This window comes from Edwardsiella sp. EA181011 (genome assembly GCF_000800725.1).
GTDB lineage: Bacteria > Pseudomonadota > Gammaproteobacteria > Enterobacterales > Enterobacteriaceae > Edwardsiella > Edwardsiella anguillarum.
Window position 1 is genome coordinate 364,697 of record NZ_CP011364.1, and the last position, 14,728, is coordinate 379,424.

The following is a 14,728-nucleotide window of genomic DNA, read 5'->3' on the forward strand; positions in this document are numbered from 1 at the left end:
GATAAAGATGACACAAGATACCCAACGAAACGCCCGCGTAGCCGCCTTTAGCCAACGGGATGGCGCGCTGCCGGCCTTCAATGACGTCAGCAAGGCCCAGTACCATGACGATCACGCGCGCGATCGCAAACTGTGCGCCTCTCTGGAGGAGGCCATCCGCCGCAGCGGCCTGCGTGACGGCATGACCATCTCCTTCCACCACGCCTTCCGCGGCGGCGATCTGACCCTGAATCAGGTGATGGATGTCATCGCCGCCATGGGCTTCAAGGATCTGACCCTGGCCTCCAGCTCCCTGAGCGACTGCCATGCGCCGCTGGTCGGCCATATCCGCAGTGGCGTGGTACGCAAGATCTACACCTCTGGCCTACGCGGCCCTCTGGCCGATGCCATCTCCCATGGCCTGCTCGACGAGCCGGTGCAGATCCACTCCCACGGAGGCCGGGTACACCTGATCGACAGCGGTGAACTGAACATCGACGTCGCCTTTCTCGGGGTACCGGCCTGCGACGCCTTCGGTAACGCCAACGGCTATACCGGCAACGCCTGCTGCGGCTCGCTGGGCTACGCCCGCGCCGATGCCGAGGCGGCCAACCGCGTCGTTCTGCTGACCGAGGAGATTCTGCCTTACCCGCACAACCCGGCCAGCCTGACCCAGGATCAGGTCGACCTGATCGTCCAGATCGATCAGGTCGGCGACGCCAGTAAGATCGGCGCGGATGCCACCCGCATGACCTCTAACCCACGTGAGCTTTTAATCGCCCGCAGCGCGGCAGAAGTGATCGCTCACTCCGGTTACTTTAACGAAGGCTTCTCGCTGCAGACCGGCACCGGCGGCGCCTCGCTGGCCGTGACCCGCTTCCTGGAAGACAAGATGCGTCGCGCCGATATCCGCGCCGACTTTGCCCTGGGCGGCATTACCTCTACCATCGTCGATCTGCACGAGAAGGGATACATCCGTAAGCTGCTCGATGTGCAGAGCTTCGACCGCGCCGCCGCCGGCTCCCTGGCGCGCAACCCGAACCACATCGAAATCAGCGCCAACCAATACGCCAACTGGAGCTCCAAGGGTGCATCGGTCGACCGTCTTGACGTGGTGGTGCTGAGTGCGCTGGAAGTGGACACTCACTTCAACGTCAACGTGCTGACCGGCTCCGACGGCGTTCTACGCGGCGCCTCTGGCGGTCACTGCGATACCGCCATCGGCTCTGCGCTCTCCATCATCGTGGCGCCGCTGGTGCGCGGACGTATCCCAACCATCGTCGATAGCGTGCTGACCTGCGTCACCCCCGGCTCCAGCATTGACATCCTGGTCACCGACCACGGTATCGCCGTCAACCCGGCGCGTCCGGAGCTGGCGCAGCGTCTGCGCGACGCCGGCCTACCGCTGGTCAGCATTGAGTGGCTGCGCGATCGCGCGCTCTCCCTGACCGGCGAGCCGAAGCCGATCGCCTTTACCGACAAGGTCGTGGCCGTGGTGCGCTACCGCGATGGCTCCGTCATCGACGTGGTTCGCCAGGTCAAGGAATAAGCGATGATGACCCTGCTCCCCCATTTGGCGGCCAGCCATACCGTCACCCTACCGGAACTGCTCCTCAGCCGTGAATGCAGGCAGTCCCGGCAGGCGGCATGGCTGACCCGCCATACCTGTACGCTGCTCTCCTTTACCGTGGTCGCCCCCGGCCCGGTTAAGGATAGCCCGCTGACGCGCCGCATCTTCAATGCGGGCATCGCGGCGCTGAGCCAGCTGGCGCAGCGTCAGGAATGGCGCATCAGGGAGCAGCGTTCGCTGGAGTTAGCCACCGGCCCGGAAGGGCTGATGGCCATCGATGCGCCGGCCGAACAGGTCAAACAGGCGGCCATCGCACTGGAGCAGACCCATCCCCTGGGTCGGCTCTGGGACATGGATGTCTTGGCAAGCGACGGACAGATCCTGTCGCGCGGCGATTATCAGCTGCCGGCCCGCCGCTGCTTGATTTGCCAACGCCCCGCCGTGCTGTGCGCCCGCGAGCGCCGCCACGACGTGGCCCAACTTCTCGCCCATATGGAGGCACTGGTTCACGATGCACAACCCGACAACGCATAGCCCGCATCGCCTTTCCCTGAGCCAGGCCTGTCACCACTGTGCCACGCTGGGCTGGCGCGCCATGCTGGCCGAGGTCAATCTGACGCCCAAGCCGGGCCTGGTCGATCGCCACAACAGCGGCGCCCACCGCGACATGGCCCACAGCGACTTTGTGCGCAGCGCCGATGCCATCGCCCCCTGGCTGGCCCGCTTTGTCGAGTACGGGGCCGACAGCGCCGCGCTGGACGGCGGCAGCGTATTGCCAGGCCTGCGCGCGCTCGGCGTCGCCTGCGAGACGGACATGTTCCGCGCGACCACCGGCGTCAATACCCATAAGGGCAGTATCTTTTCTCTCGGCCTGCTGTGCGCCGCCGCCGGGCGCAGCCACCAGCGCGGCCAACCGCTCACCCCCGCGCGGCTGTGCGGCTATGCGGCTCAGTTTTGCCGCGGGCTGGTCGCGCGCGAGCTGACCTCCCTGCGCCCGGCGCAGGCGTCCACGGCCGGACAGCGTCTGTTTATCACGCTGGGCATTACCGGCGCCCGCGGCGAGGCGGAGGCCGGCTACCCGCTGGTGCTGAATCTGGCGCTTCCCCATTACCAGAGGGCGCTGGCCGCCGGACGCGATCCGGAGCTGGCGCTGCTCGATACCCTGGTGCAACTGATGGCGCATAACCAGGATACCAATGTCGCGGCGCGCGGCGGCGAGAGCGGGCTGCGCTGGATGCAGCAGCGCGCCGCCGCGCTACTGGCAACCGGCGGCATCCGCACCCCGGCCGATCTGCAGGCGCTACGCCGCTTTGACGCCGAGTGTATTGACCGTCACCTGAGCCCGGGCGGCAGCGCGGATCTGCTGATCCTCACCTGGTTTCTGGCTCACCTCTGTTACCCGATTTTGCAAGCTGAACATTAAAAATATCATCCTTACCGGAGTCATCAGTTATGTCCAAAGAGAAAATAGGGAAACTACTCGCGCCCCTCGTGGTGATGGGGATTATGTTTATGATCCCAGTCCCCGAAGGCATGCCGCCGCAGGCCTGGCACTATTTTGCCGTGTTTGTCGCCATGATCGTCGGGATGATCCTTGAGCCCATCCCGGCCACCGCCATCAGCTTTATCGCCGTGACCATCGTCGTTATCGGTAACCAGTTCCTGCTGTTTGACGCCAAAGAGCTGGCCGATCCCGCCTTCGACGCCAGTAAACAGGCGCTGAAGTGGGGGCTGGCCGGCTTCTCCAGCACCACCGTGTGGTTGGTGTTCGGCGCCTTTATTTTTGCCCTGGGCTATGAGGTCAGTGGGCTGGGTCGGCGTATCGCCCTGCTGCTGGTCAAGTTCATGGGTAAGCGAACGCTCACTCTCGGCTACGCCATCGTCATCATCGATATTCTGCTGGCGCCCTTTACGCCGTCTAACACCGCGCGTACCGGCGGCACCGTCTTTCCGGTGATCAAAAACCTGCCGCCGCTGTTCGATTCCCATCCCAACGATCCCTCTTCACGCCGCATCGGTAGCTATCTGATGTGGATGATGGTGATCAGTACCAGCATCAGCTCCTCCATGTTCGTCACCGGTGCCGCGCCGAACGTACTGGGCCTGGAGTTTGTCAGTAAAATTGCCGGTATCCAGATCTCCTGGATGCAGTGGTTCCTCGGCTTTCTGCCGGTGGGTCTGCTGCTGTTAATCGTCGCCCCGTGGCTCTCCTACGTACTGTACAAGCCGACCGTGACCCACAGCGAGCAGGTCGCTACCTGGGCCGGTAGCGCGCTGAAAGAGATGGGCGCCCTGACCCGCCGTGAAATCACCCTGATCTGCCTGGTGCTGCTGAGCCTGGCGCTGTGGGTCTTTGGCGATGATTTCATCAACGCCACCGCCGTCGCCCTGCTGGCGGTCGCCCTGATGCTGGCGCTGCACGTGGTGCCGTGGAAGGATGTTACCAAGTACAGCGGCGCCTGGAATACCCTGGTCAACCTGTCTACCTTGGTGGTCATGGCCAACGGTCTGACCCGCTCCGGCTTTATCGAATGGTTCGCCAAAACCATGAGCACCCACCTGGCCGGTTTCTCACCGACCGCGACGGTCATCGCCCTGGTGCTGGTGTTCTACTTTGCCCACTACCTGTTCGCCAGCCTGACCGCCCACACCGCCACCATGCTGCCGGTGATCCTGGCCGTCGCCCAGAGCATTCCAGGGGTTCCGATGGACCAACTGTGCCTGCTGCTGGTGCTCTCTATCGGCCTGATGGGCTGTCTGACCCCGTACGCCACTGGCCCGGGGATCATCATCTACGGCTGTGGCTATGTAAAATCTCAGGATTACTGGCGACTTGGCGCCATCTTTGGGGTTATCTACATCGCCGCGCTGCTAGGCATCGGTTGGCCTATCATGGCCATGTGGAACTAACCTCTCGCCTAACGCCCATGTTGTTATGCCATCACCCCCTGCGCATCCGCGCAGGGGGTGATGTTTTCCGGCGCGGGCAACTGAGCATAAATCCATGAGAGCCGCCGCCAAACGACACATCGGTTACCAATGCGTCCACAGAATGCTGACCCAGACAAACAGCGCCAGCCACAGCGCCACGAATACCGCCGCCGATCCCATATCTTTGGCGCGGCCGGACAGCTCATGGCGTTCGCTGCCAATCCGGTCCACTACCGCCTCGATAGCGCTGTTGAGGATTTCCAGGATCACCACCAGCGTCACGCTGCCGATCAGTAAAATGCGCTCGACCGCCGTGACGTCAAGCCAACAGGCCAGCGCCGCCGCGACAGCCAGCAGCAGACTCTCCTGACGGAACGCCGCCTCATGGCGCCATGCCGCCTGCAGTCCTTTGATCGAGTAACCGGCCGCTTTAATGATTCGAGTCAAACCTGTAGTACTATTCATAGATAATCCATAACGATGAGCATTGGCGGGCATTTTAGCCGCTTCCCGGGATCCCGGCACCACAGATCTCAGGGCTACTTTCTGGTATCCTTGCCGCGCATTGCTAACAAGAGGCTGATACTTTTATGTCTGGATGGCGTAAAATATATTATAAGCTGTTGAATTTACCGCTTAAATTACTTGTAAAAAGTAAAGTTATCCCCACCGATCCGGTGGCCGAACTGCGTTTGGACACCACCCGGCCGGTCTTCTATGTTCTGCCCTATAACTCTAAGGCGGATCTACTGACCCTACGCGATCGCTGTCTGGCGCTGGATCTGCCCGACCCGCTGGATGACAATGAAATCGACGGCGTCATCCTGCCACGCTATGTGTTTATAGACGATGGCCCGCGAGTCTTCCGCTACTACGCGCCCAAGCAGGCGTCGGTCAAACTGTTCCTCGACTATCTGGATCTGCACCGCGGCAACCCGTCGCTGGATATTCAGATGATACCGGTCTCCGTGATGTTTGGCCGCGCACCGGGCCGCGAGGATCATAAAGGCGCCCCGCAGCTGCGCCTGCTCAACGGTATTCAGAAATTCTTCGCCGTGCTGTGGCTGGGACGCGACAGCTTTGTGCGCTTCTCCAATACCGTCTCGCTGCGCTATATGGCCGATGAGCACGGCACCGACAAAACCATCGCCCAGAAGCTGGCGCGCGTAGCGCGTATGCACTTCTCCCGCCTGCGCCTGGCCGCCGTCGGCCCGCGCCTGCCGGACAGACAGGCGCTGTTCAATAAGCTGCTCGGATCCAAGGCCATTGAAAAGGCCGTTGAAGACGAAGCCCGCAGCAAGAAGATCTCCCGCGAGAAGGCCCAGCAGAATGCGGTCGCGCTGATGGAAGAGATCGCGGCTGACTTTACCTATGAGGCGGTGCGTCTCTCCGACCGCGTACTCAGCTGGACCTGGAACCGCCTGTACCAGGGGATTAACGTCCATAACGCCGAGCGCGTGCGTCAGCTGGCCCAGGATGGTCACGAGATAGTCTATGTTCCCTGCCACCGCAGCCACATGGACTATCTGCTGCTCTCCTATGTGCTCTACCACCAGGGGTTGGTGCCGCCGCATATCGCCGCCGGCATCAACCTTAACTTTTGGCCGGCCGGGCCGATCTTCCGTCGGCTGGGCGCCTTCTTCATCCGCCGGACGTTTAAGGGCAACAAGCTCTACTCCACGGTGTTCCGTGAATACCTCGGCGAGCTGTTCAGCCGCGGCTACTCCGTCGAATACTTTATGGAGGGTGGGCGCTCACGTACCGGCCGCCTGCTGGAGCCGAAAACCGGCACCCTGGCCATGACGCTGCAGGCCATGCTGCGCGGCGGTAAGCGTCCGATCACCCTGGTGCCGGTCTATATCGGCTACGAGCACGTGATGGAGGTCGCCACCTACGCCAAAGAGCTACGCGGGGCGACGAAAGAAAAAGAGAGCCTGCTGCAGATGGTGCGCGGGCTACGTAAGCTGCGTAACCTGGGCCAGGGCTACGTCAACTTTGGCGAGCCTATCTCCCTTAACGTCTGGCTCAACCAGCACGTACCGGAGTGGCGCGAGGCTATCGATCCTATTGAGGCCCAACGTCCGCACTGGCTCACCCCCAGCGTCAACAGCATCGCCGGCGAAGTGATGGTCAACATCAATAAGGCCGCTGCCGCTAACGCCATGAACCTGTGCGCCACGGCGCTGCTGGCCTCGCGCCAGCGTGCGCTGACCCGCGAGCAGCTGCTGGAGCAGCTGGAGTGCTACCTGCAGCTGCTGCAAAACGTGCCCTACGCGTCGGATGCGACGCTGCCACAGCGCACGCCGCAGGAGCTGCTGGACCACGCCCTGCAGATGAACAAGTTTGAGGTTGAGAAGGATAACATCGGTGATCTGATCATTCTGCCGCGCGAGCAGGCGGTGCTGATGACCTACTACCGCAATAACATTCAGCATATGCTGGTGCTGCCGGCGCTGGTTGCCAGCATGGTTATCCACCATCGCCAGATCTCACGCGGCGAGCTGCTGCGCCAGGCGGCGGTGATCTACCCGATGCTGAAGCAGGAGCTGTTCATGCACTATGCGCCGGAAACGCTGCCGCAGGTGCTGGGCCCGATCATCGATGAACTGTGTCGCCAGCAGCTGATCAGCCTGCAGGATGATACCCTGAGCATTAACCCGCCGCGTATCCGCGCCCTGCAGCTGCTGGCCTCCGGGGTGCGTGAAACCCTGCAGCGCTATGCCATCACCTTCTCGCTGCTGAGCGCCAACCCCAGCATCAGCCGCGGCGCCCTGGAGAAAGAGAGCCGGATCCTGGCCCAGCGTCTGTCGGTGCTGCACGGCATCAATGCGCCGGAGTTCTTCGACAAGGCGGTCTTCGCCACCCTGGTGGCGACGCTGCGCGCAGAGGGCTATATCAACGACGTCGGCGATGCGGTGCGCGAGCAGACGCTGGAAATCTATAACCTGCTGGCCGATCTGCTGACCCCGGAGATTCGCCTGACCATCGAAAGCGTCAGCATCGCTGCGCTGGAAGATACCGGCGCCGCGAACGACGGCGCCGCGTAACGCCCGCGGCAATCCCCCTAAAACGCCCGGCCTACGCCGGGCGTTTTTCTTCGCCTATCCAAACAGCTGCCCGGCCTGCTGCAGCGTAATCCAGCATCCCCACAGCAGCGGCAGCCCCACGGCCAGCCAGGAGAGCGCGACCCACGGCCGGCTGCCGGCGTCCGCCACCCAGCTAAGCTGGGCATTCGGGTTCACCTTATACAGGGAGCGCGCCTGCGTCAGCTGAGCCTCGCTCATCGTATAGCGTCGATCGACCGGACGGATCAACAGATTACACACCAGACCGGCCAGCAGCAGACCCGCCAGGATATACAGCGTCTCGGAATAGGCCTGCGCGCGGGCGACGCCGCGACTGAGCTGATACTCCCGCAGATAGTTGACCAGCACCGGCCCCAGGATCCCCGCCGCCGACCAGGCGGTCAGCAGGCGGCCATGGATCGCCCCCACCATCTGGGTACCAAAAAGATCCGCCAGATAGGCCGGCACCGTCGCAAAGCCCCCGCCGTACATCGACACGATCAGGCAAAATGCCAGAACAAACAGCGTTACGCTGCCCAGCGTGCCCAGCGTCGGCAGCAGGCTGTACAGCGCCACGCCGAGGGTAAAAAAGAGAAAGAACGTTCTCTTACGCCCGATGCGATCGGAGAGCGAGGCCCAGAAAAAACGCCCGCCGATATTAAACAGGCTCAGCAGGCCGGTGAACCCGGCGGCGATGGCGGCGATCTGCGCCAGTTGGGCGCTGGACAGCTCGGCAAAGGTCTGCGTGCCTCCCAGCAATCGCCCGGCAAAGACCTCCTGCAGCAGCGGGGAGGCCATGCCGATAATGCCGATACCGGCGGAGACGTTGAGACACAGCACCGCCCACACCAGCCAAAACTGCGGCGTGCGGCAGGCCACGCTGACGTGCACCTCCATGTGGGTGAAGCCCTGCGCCGCGGGCGTCTCCGTCGTCGTCGCCATCCCCTGGGGACGCCAGCCGATGGGCGGAATGCGATAGGCCAACGCGCCGGACAGCATGAAGACCCAGTAGATCAGCGCCAGCGTCAGAAAGGTCTGCCATACGCCGACGCCCCCGGCCGCGGCGTAGAAGTGCATCAGGCTATTCGCCAGCGGCGCCCCCACCATCGCGCCGCCGCCAAATCCCATTATCGCCAGCCCCGTCGCCATCCCGCGCCGATCGGGAAACCAGCGGATCAGCGTCGATACCGGTGAGATATAGCCGAGCCCCAGGCCGATGCCACCGATAACCCCGGATCCCAGCCACAGCATCCACAGCTGATGCAGGTAGACCCCCAGCGCGGAAAACATCAGTCCGCCGCACCAGCAGCAGGCTGCGACGACCCCGACCTTACGCGGCCCCGCCTTCTCGAGCCAGCTTCCCCACAGCGCCGCCGAGCAGCCCAGAAAGATAAAAAAGAGGGTATAGATCCAGCCCAGCATGGAGATGCGCCAGTCGCACTGGGTGGTAAAGAGCTCTTGCCAAGCGGACATCTGCGCCGGACAGGCGCGTGCCGCGCCGCCTCCCAGCGCCTGCGACAGCGGCAGCCAAAAGACGGAAAAGCCATAGGCCATGCCAATGCACAGGTGGATCGCCAGCGCCGCCGGCGGAACCAGCCAACGGTTAAACCCCGGACGGGCAATGATACGCGCCTTACTGAAAAAACCGGGTCGGTCGTCGGCCGCCCGCCGCTCGCCGCCCCGCGGCGCCGGCACAGAATTATCGACACTCATTATGCTTCTCCTGATCCTGAATGCGTTGCCGCCATGGCAAGCGGCGCATCCTGACATAGCAGAAGACGTACCATTCCTGTTCAAAATTTGTTCGACGGCGAAATTCATCCAGGCTTTGTGACAGGTAACAAAGAAAGGTGAAATGTTAAATTACAGTTTCATTTTAGCGTTCGGCTTTAGCGGCGCGCGCCAGAGAAGCGACTATCAATGTGGGTTAAAATGGATGGAAAAATGATAATTGCGTGGCGATTATGAGAAAAACGGCGGGCATTACACCCACCGCGCCATCACAGCGCCAGCAAGATCCCCAAAAACAGGATCAGCCCGACGTAGTTATTGTTCATAAATGCCCGAAAACAGGAGGTACGCGCCCGTCGGGCAATCAGCCGCTGCTGATACACGAACAGCGCCGCGGCCAGCAGCACGCCCCAGTAATAGGCGCCCTGCAGCTGATTCAGCTCGCCGACCCACAGCAGCAGCAGCAGCGTAGCGAGCTGCAGCAGGCCGATCATCAGACGATCGTAACGGCCAAACAGGATCGCCGTCGACCTGATGCCGATCCGCAGATCGTCGTCGCGATCCACCATGGCGTACTGGGTATCGTAGGCGACCGTCCAACAGATATTGGCCGCAAACAGCAGCCAGCAGCTGAGCGGCAGACTCTCGCCGACGGCCGCATAGGCCATCGGTATCGACCAGCCGAAGGCCATCCCCAGGATCACCTGCGGAAAATGGGAGAACCGCTTGATAAAGGGATAGAGCCAGGCCAGCGTCAGCGCCGCCACCGACAGCCAGATCGTCATCGCATTCAGCGTCAGCACCAGGGTAAAAGAGAGCGCCACCAGCAGCACGAACAGCGTCTTGGCTTCGCGCTCGGACAGCGCGCCACAGGGCAACGGACGCTGACAGGTGCGTTTGACATGACCGTCGAAGTGACGATCGGCAAAATCATTGATCACGCAGCCTGCGGCGCGCATAAAAAACACCCCGCAGGTAAAAACCAGCAGCAGCTTTCCCCCCGGCGCCGCGCCGCCTGCCAGCCACAGTGCCCAGTAGGTCGGCCACAGCAACAGCAGCGAACCGATGGGCTTGTCGATCCGCATTAGGCGGCAATACGCCAGCCATTTGCTTTGGGTCACACATCCCTCCACGCCTTGCTCTCTCCGCTTACGTGCGTTATCCACCATAGATAGGGGCATCGGCCAAGAACAGCTCCGTCAGCAGCAGCGGCTGACCGGCGACGCGTAGCCGGCTGCGACGGGCCCAGAGCGAGCCCAGGCAGCCAACTCGCAGCAACTCGCGCTCCAGGGCGACCCCGCTGAACAGGTAGCGCCCCAGCGGGGTGCTCCCCAGCTGACTCAGCGCCTGACCTGCGCCCTCCAGCGTGCTGGCAGGCGTTAGGGTTCGGCCAAACAGCCAGGGGATACCATCGCCGAGCAGGATCACCTCCCGCAGCCAATACTGCGCGCAGGGCGACAGCTGCCCGCGCTCATCGTCGCTCAGCTGCGCGGCGTCCACCAGCCCTTCGCGCAGTACCGTCACCTGTAGCCTGTCGCACCGCTGCTCTAGGCGGCGGGTCATCGACCCCTGCTCCGCCAGCCAGCTGCCGTAGTCCGCCGGCGCCGCCGCGTCAGCCAACGGCTGCCAGTCGATATTCGCCAGCGCAGCAGAATGTTCTGCCATGCCATACACCCCATCGTCTCAACCCCTGCATCGCTGCGCTATCCGCGGCGCGCCTTATTACGTTTCAGTGTACCGCAGATTCGCCGTCTGGGGCACTCTCGCAGCAATCCATGAGCATTTGACTAACAAAAGAAAGTGGAAACCACAACAAGCGCGCAAACGCCTGCGCGGGCGGGAATCAATAAAAAAGGTGCGCCGCAGCGCACCAGTCATCAAGCCACATCCGTAACGCAGTACGGCGGGGCGCCTTTGCGCCCCGCCGCTTAACCCTTGCCTTTTACGCTGCGGATAAAGGTTTCCCGGGCCGTCGCCGACCCCAGTCGCTCCGCCTCATTCATCAGACGCAGCGCTTTATCGATATCGCCTTGGCGTACCGCGCTGCGGATGCTGCGATCGAAATAGGCGGCGGTGTCATCCAGCATCGGCGCCGCAGGCGCAGCGACGGAGCTCGCCGGGTTACCGACCGCCACGTCGGCCGGCGTATCGCCGCCCGGCAGCAGTCCGCCGATCATCACATTGCCGCTTTGCCGCTCAACCCTGGCCTGAATGCTCAGCACCCCCTGTGACGCATGCGCCGCCTGTGGGTCGGGGATATCCGGCACCGCGTTACCTACGCCGGCGGCATAGGCCTTGGCGGGGTTTACCATACGGGTCGTCGTGGCCAGATCCTGACGGGTGGTATAAATCAGCAGATAAATCTGCTGTTGACCCAGCACCGGCGTCAGCTTCAGCGTTCCCTCCAGCCGATCGCCGCTCATCACGCCGGGCTGGCGGTAGGTAAAGTAGCTGCCGGGGTAGTAGGCCGCCGGGCGCAGATGCTGATCGAGCACCAGCACATTGGGGACATACAACCGTTTATTGTGCAGCCGGCTGCTTAAGGTTATCTCTAGCGAGCCCCGATTCGCCGGCAAAGCCAGCGCGGCGACGGCGCCCTGGATATCTCCCTGCGCCAGCGTCTGGCTGTCGGGGCCCAGGGTGAGGGTGGTATCCATCGGCGGCGTCAGCGGCTGCCAGCGTAGCGCCTGCAGAGCGGCATGGCTCAGCTCTGGCGCAGCGGCCACATCCGTCGGAAGCAGGGTATCGGCGAACGCCTGCGGCGCGCTGCAGAGCGCACAGGCCAGCAGTACGCCGCGGGAGAGACGGTTTAAGGCGGTTTTCATCATTATTATCCTTCTTTCGTACGGCACAGCCGGCATCAGGCAAGGGACGCCGGCGTGCAATCCGGGCGGTGCGGGCACCCCCTCAGCGCGGATATCGCCCGGCTGGGTATTAACCTGGATACCGTCTTTATCGGTGTTCCAGTTGTTCTTCCCGTTCGCATAGGTGGTGAAGATGCGGATGGCGGGGCGCGACCACACGCTGTCACCCGCCTGCCACTGCTGCGCCAGCGTCAGCTTGTATAGCTCGTTGCGGGCACCGGTTTTCTGCGATTTCACATTGTCATAGCCCGCCTCAAACAGGGTGCTCATCGTCGGCGTCCACTTGTACATCGGACGTACGCCGGCGGTATACCAGGTCGAGCCGTTCTGAACATCGTGGTCGACATCCTGATACATGGCGACATACATCAGGCCCCACTTATCGTTGAAGTCCATAGCACCGTGGTCGAGCACGCGGATCAGGTGACCATCGTTGTTAACGTCAGAGCCGCTGGAGTGGCCCGCATTGTTGGTATTGCTCATCGCGTCGGTCGCATACTGCACGACAAACTTGTTAAAGCCGCCCCACAGAGACTGGGTATGCTCGGCGGTGAACATATAGCCGTCCTTGGTCGCGCCCGGTGCCAGGTGGTAACCGTCGTCCAGATTGGCGCGACCATAGTCAAAGCCCAGCTCCAGCGAGCCGCCCGGGTTGGTCTGCAGTCCGGCCAGGCGGATGTCATACACATCGTTGGCCGTATTGCGGATATATTTCTCGTTGCTTTGATTCACGAAGTAGGAGTAGGAGCCGCCGGATTCGGTGTTACGGGTCACCGCCAGAGAGAGCTTACCGAAGCCGAGGTCGATATTTTCCAGACCGGCACCCGGACCGGAGATATCCCAGTAGTAGAAGTCGATCATATGAACGTCGTGACGCTGGTAGTAGCGCTTACCGGCCCACAGGGTCGAGTCGGGCAGCCAGGTAATCACGTTCTTACCCTGCACATTGATCTCACGGAACGCCGGAGAGGTTGACTCCCAGTCGTTGGCCTGATCGATACCGTAGGCCACGTTGGTATCCAGGTAGAAGCTCTGATCGCCGCTCTTCCACAGCTCTTGGCCCAGCTTCAGTTCGGCGTAGGTATCGCACTCGTTGCCAAGGCGGTATTTAGAGCCGGCGCCATCAGCCTGAAAGCACTTCTGATCGCCGCCCTTGGAGCTCCAGCCGATGCCGGAACGGGCGTAGCCGTGAAAGTCGACTGCCATGGCCTGAGCCGACAGCACGACGCTGGCTACAGCCAGCGCCAGCGGAAGTTTGCGCATATTCATCATCATTCTCCTGTTAGGGGTGCCTAACGGCGTTATTATTGCTTTTTAATGCGTTGTCACAGGGTGGGGAGCTACACTCCCGGCTCCTGATACAACCGCTGACAGGCGCTGCCGTCCTCTCGAAACAGGTGGCAACGTTCCGCAGGCAGGCCGATGGCTAGCGTGGCGCCTTCATCGACCAACACCACGTCGTTCTGGCGATACACCAGGTTTTGACGCAGGGCCGGGATTTGGATATGGATCTGGGTTTCGTTCCCCAGCTGCTCGACAACCTGAACCTCGCCCGACAGCGTCACATCGGCCGCGGCGCTGGGCACCAGATGTTCGGGGCGGATCCCCAGCGACAGGTTGCTGCCGGGACGCAGCCCCTCTCCCGCCACCGGCAGCCAGATATGCTGGCCGTTGGGGAGCTCAACCCGTACACGCTGCGGCTGCGCCTCGCTCACTTTGACCGGCAGGAAGTTCATTTTGGGCGAGCCGATAAAGCCGGCGACAAACCGATCGGCGGGATAGTGGTACAGCGCCAGCGGCTTACCGACCTGGGCAATCCGGCCGGCGTCCAGCACCACAATCTTGTCTGCCAGGGTCATCGCCTCAACCTGATCGTGGGTGACGTAAATCATGGTGCGCTGCAGACGCTTGTGCAGACGGGAGATCTCGATGCGCATCTGTACCCGCAGCGCGGCATCCAGATTAGAGAGCGGCTCATCCAGCAGAAAAACGTCCGGCTCCGCCACCAGAGTGCGGCCAATGGCCACCCGCTGACGCTGACCGCCGGAAAGCGCCTTGGGGCGCCTGTCCAGCAGGTGCGCCAGCTGCAGGATCTCCGCCACCTGATTCACCCGCCGCTGGATCTCCGCCTTGTTGACACCGGCCAGCTTGAGGCCAAACGACATGTTGTCCGCGACCGACAGGTGCGGATACAGGGCATAGGACTGAAACACCATGCCGATGCCGCGCTTCGCCGGCGGTACATCGTTCATCCGCACCCCGGCGATCTGCAGCTCGCCGGAGGTGATGTCCTCCAGGCCGGCGATCATGCGCAGCAGCGTCGATTTACCGCAGCCCGAGGGCCCAACGAACACCACAAACTCGCCATCCTCAATGTCCAGGTTAATATCCCGGGAGATCACGGCCTCACCGTACGCCTTATACACATTACGCAGTGATACGTTCGCCATGCGCCGCTCCTGTCCGTTGCCAAGGGATGGCCGCAGCGCGCCGCAGACGGCGGGGGAAAAGGGCGCTGCGCCTCAATGAATGGACACGATAGTGCGCGAAAAACCCGCGCCCAGGGATCATCCATCGGCGCTTTTTTG

11 protein-coding genes and 1 pseudogene are annotated in these 14,728 nt (G+C 62.4%); 5 read left to right on the forward strand and 7 right to left on the reverse strand.

Annotation, left to right across the window (positions count from 1 at the left end):
- Positions 1–7: 7 nt before the first annotated feature.
- From citF to QY76_RS01730, 4 genes are read left to right on the forward strand one after another with little or no spacing between them, the layout of a single operon-like run.
- On the forward strand, positions 8–1,528 hold the full coding sequence (gene citF / locus QY76_RS01715; RefSeq protein ID WP_034163022.1) for a citrate lyase subunit alpha: 1,521 nt from the start codon (positions 8–10) through the stop codon (positions 1,526–1,528).
- A 6-nt stretch (positions 1,529–1,534) separates the two neighbouring features.
- Positions 1,535–2,083 carry a citrate lyase holo-[acyl-carrier protein] synthase gene (citX, locus tag QY76_RS01720; RefSeq protein ID WP_225865190.1) on the forward strand — a complete coding sequence of 183 codons (549 nt, stop codon included), beginning with the start codon at positions 1,535–1,537 and terminating at the stop codon, positions 2,081–2,083.
- Complete coding sequence (citG, locus tag QY76_RS01725) at positions 2,061–2,972, forward strand: triphosphoribosyl-dephospho-CoA synthase CitG (RefSeq protein WP_052365613.1); 912 nt, start codon at positions 2,061–2,063, stop codon at positions 2,970–2,972. Before citX ends, citG begins: the two co-directional genes overlap by 23 nt.
- Before the next feature lie 29 nt (positions 2,973–3,001).
- The gene (locus QY76_RS01730; RefSeq protein ID WP_045427784.1) at positions 3,002–4,459 is read left to right on the forward strand and encodes an anion permease; all 1,458 of its coding nucleotides are present in this window, start codon (positions 3,002–3,004) and stop codon (positions 4,457–4,459) included.
- A 123-nt stretch (positions 4,460–4,582) separates the two neighbouring features.
- Here QY76_RS01730 and QY76_RS01735 read toward each other — a convergent pair whose 3' ends face one another.
- Positions 4,583–4,945, reverse strand: coding sequence for a diacylglycerol kinase (locus QY76_RS01735; protein WP_034163026.1), 363 nt, complete (start codon positions 4,943–4,945; stop codon positions 4,583–4,585).
- 125 nt (positions 4,946–5,070) lie between these two features.
- On the opposite strand from QY76_RS01735, the gene plsB reads away from it, so the two are divergent.
- Entirely contained in the window at positions 5,071–7,527 is a 2,457-nt protein-coding gene (gene plsB, locus QY76_RS01740; RefSeq protein WP_034163027.1) for a glycerol-3-phosphate 1-O-acyltransferase PlsB, read from the forward strand.
- A gap of 54 nt (positions 7,528–7,581) precedes the next feature.
- Here the strand turns inward: plsB and QY76_RS01745 are convergent, their stop codons facing one another.
- The 6 genes and pseudogenes from QY76_RS01745 to malK form a co-directional block, all read right to left on the reverse strand.
- Positions 7,582–9,258, reverse strand: a complete 1,677-nt coding sequence (locus QY76_RS01745) for an OFA family MFS transporter (protein ID WP_045427787.1) — start codon at positions 9,256–9,258, stop codon at positions 7,582–7,584.
- A 287-nt stretch (positions 9,259–9,545) separates the two neighbouring features.
- Positions 9,546–10,445, reverse strand: a complete 900-nt coding sequence (ubiA, locus tag QY76_RS01750) for a 4-hydroxybenzoate octaprenyltransferase (protein WP_176564284.1) — start codon at positions 10,443–10,445, stop codon at positions 9,546–9,548.
- Entirely contained in the window at positions 10,435–10,941 is a 507-nt protein-coding gene (ubiC, locus tag QY76_RS01755) for a chorismate lyase (RefSeq protein ID WP_045427790.1), read from the reverse strand. Before ubiC ends, ubiA begins: the two co-directional genes overlap by 11 nt.
- Positions 10,942–11,204: 263 nt before the next feature.
- Positions 11,205–12,137: a maltose operon protein MalM gene (gene malM / locus QY76_RS19130; RefSeq protein ID WP_309545121.1), complete on the reverse strand. Its 933-nt coding sequence runs from the start codon at positions 12,135–12,137 to the stop codon at positions 11,205–11,207.
- A 60-nt stretch (positions 12,138–12,197) separates the two neighbouring features.
- Positions 12,198–13,415: pseudogene (locus QY76_RS19135) on the reverse strand (maltoporin); the annotation flags it as partial.
- A 65-nt stretch (positions 13,416–13,480) separates the two neighbouring features.
- Positions 13,481–14,590 carry a maltose/maltodextrin ABC transporter ATP-binding protein MalK gene (gene malK, locus QY76_RS01765; protein ID WP_012847091.1) on the reverse strand — a complete coding sequence of 370 codons (1,110 nt, stop codon included), beginning with the start codon at positions 14,588–14,590 and terminating at the stop codon, positions 13,481–13,483.
- Positions 14,591–14,728 lie beyond the last annotated feature (138 nt).

What these genes read in the sequence shown, in the direction of transcription:
- citF (WP_034163022.1), top strand. Translation starts at nt 8, where the DNA reads ATGACACAAGATACCCAACGAAACGCCCGCGTAGCCGCCTTTAGCCAA.
- citX (WP_225865190.1), top strand. Translation starts at nt 1,535, where the DNA reads ATGACCCTGCTCCCCCATTTGGCGGCCAGCCATACCGTCACCCTACCG.
- malM (WP_309545121.1), bottom strand. Translation starts at nt 12,137, where the DNA reads ATGCCGGCTGTGCCGTACGAAAGAAGGATAATAATGATGAAAACCGCC.
- ubiC (WP_045427790.1), bottom strand. Translation starts at nt 10,941, where the DNA reads ATGGCAGAACATTCTGCTGCGCTGGCGAATATCGACTGGCAGCCGTTG.
- QY76_RS01745 (WP_045427787.1), bottom strand. Translation starts at nt 9,258, where the DNA reads ATGAGTGTCGATAATTCTGTGCCGGCGCCGCGGGGCGGCGAGCGGCGG.
- plsB (WP_034163027.1), top strand. Translation starts at nt 5,071, where the DNA reads ATGTCTGGATGGCGTAAAATATATTATAAGCTGTTGAATTTACCGCTT.
- ubiA (WP_176564284.1), bottom strand. Translation starts at nt 10,445, where the DNA reads ATGGTGGATAACGCACGTAAGCGGAGAGAGCAAGGCGTGGAGGGATGT.
- malK (WP_012847091.1), bottom strand. Translation starts at nt 14,590, where the DNA reads ATGGCGAACGTATCACTGCGTAATGTGTATAAGGCGTACGGTGAGGCC.
- citG (WP_052365613.1), top strand. Translation starts at nt 2,061, where the DNA reads ATGCACAACCCGACAACGCATAGCCCGCATCGCCTTTCCCTGAGCCAG.
- QY76_RS01730 (WP_045427784.1), top strand. Translation starts at nt 3,002, where the DNA reads ATGTCCAAAGAGAAAATAGGGAAACTACTCGCGCCCCTCGTGGTGATG.
- QY76_RS01735 (WP_034163026.1), bottom strand. Translation starts at nt 4,945, where the DNA reads ATGAATAGTACTACAGGTTTGACTCGAATCATTAAAGCGGCCGGTTAC.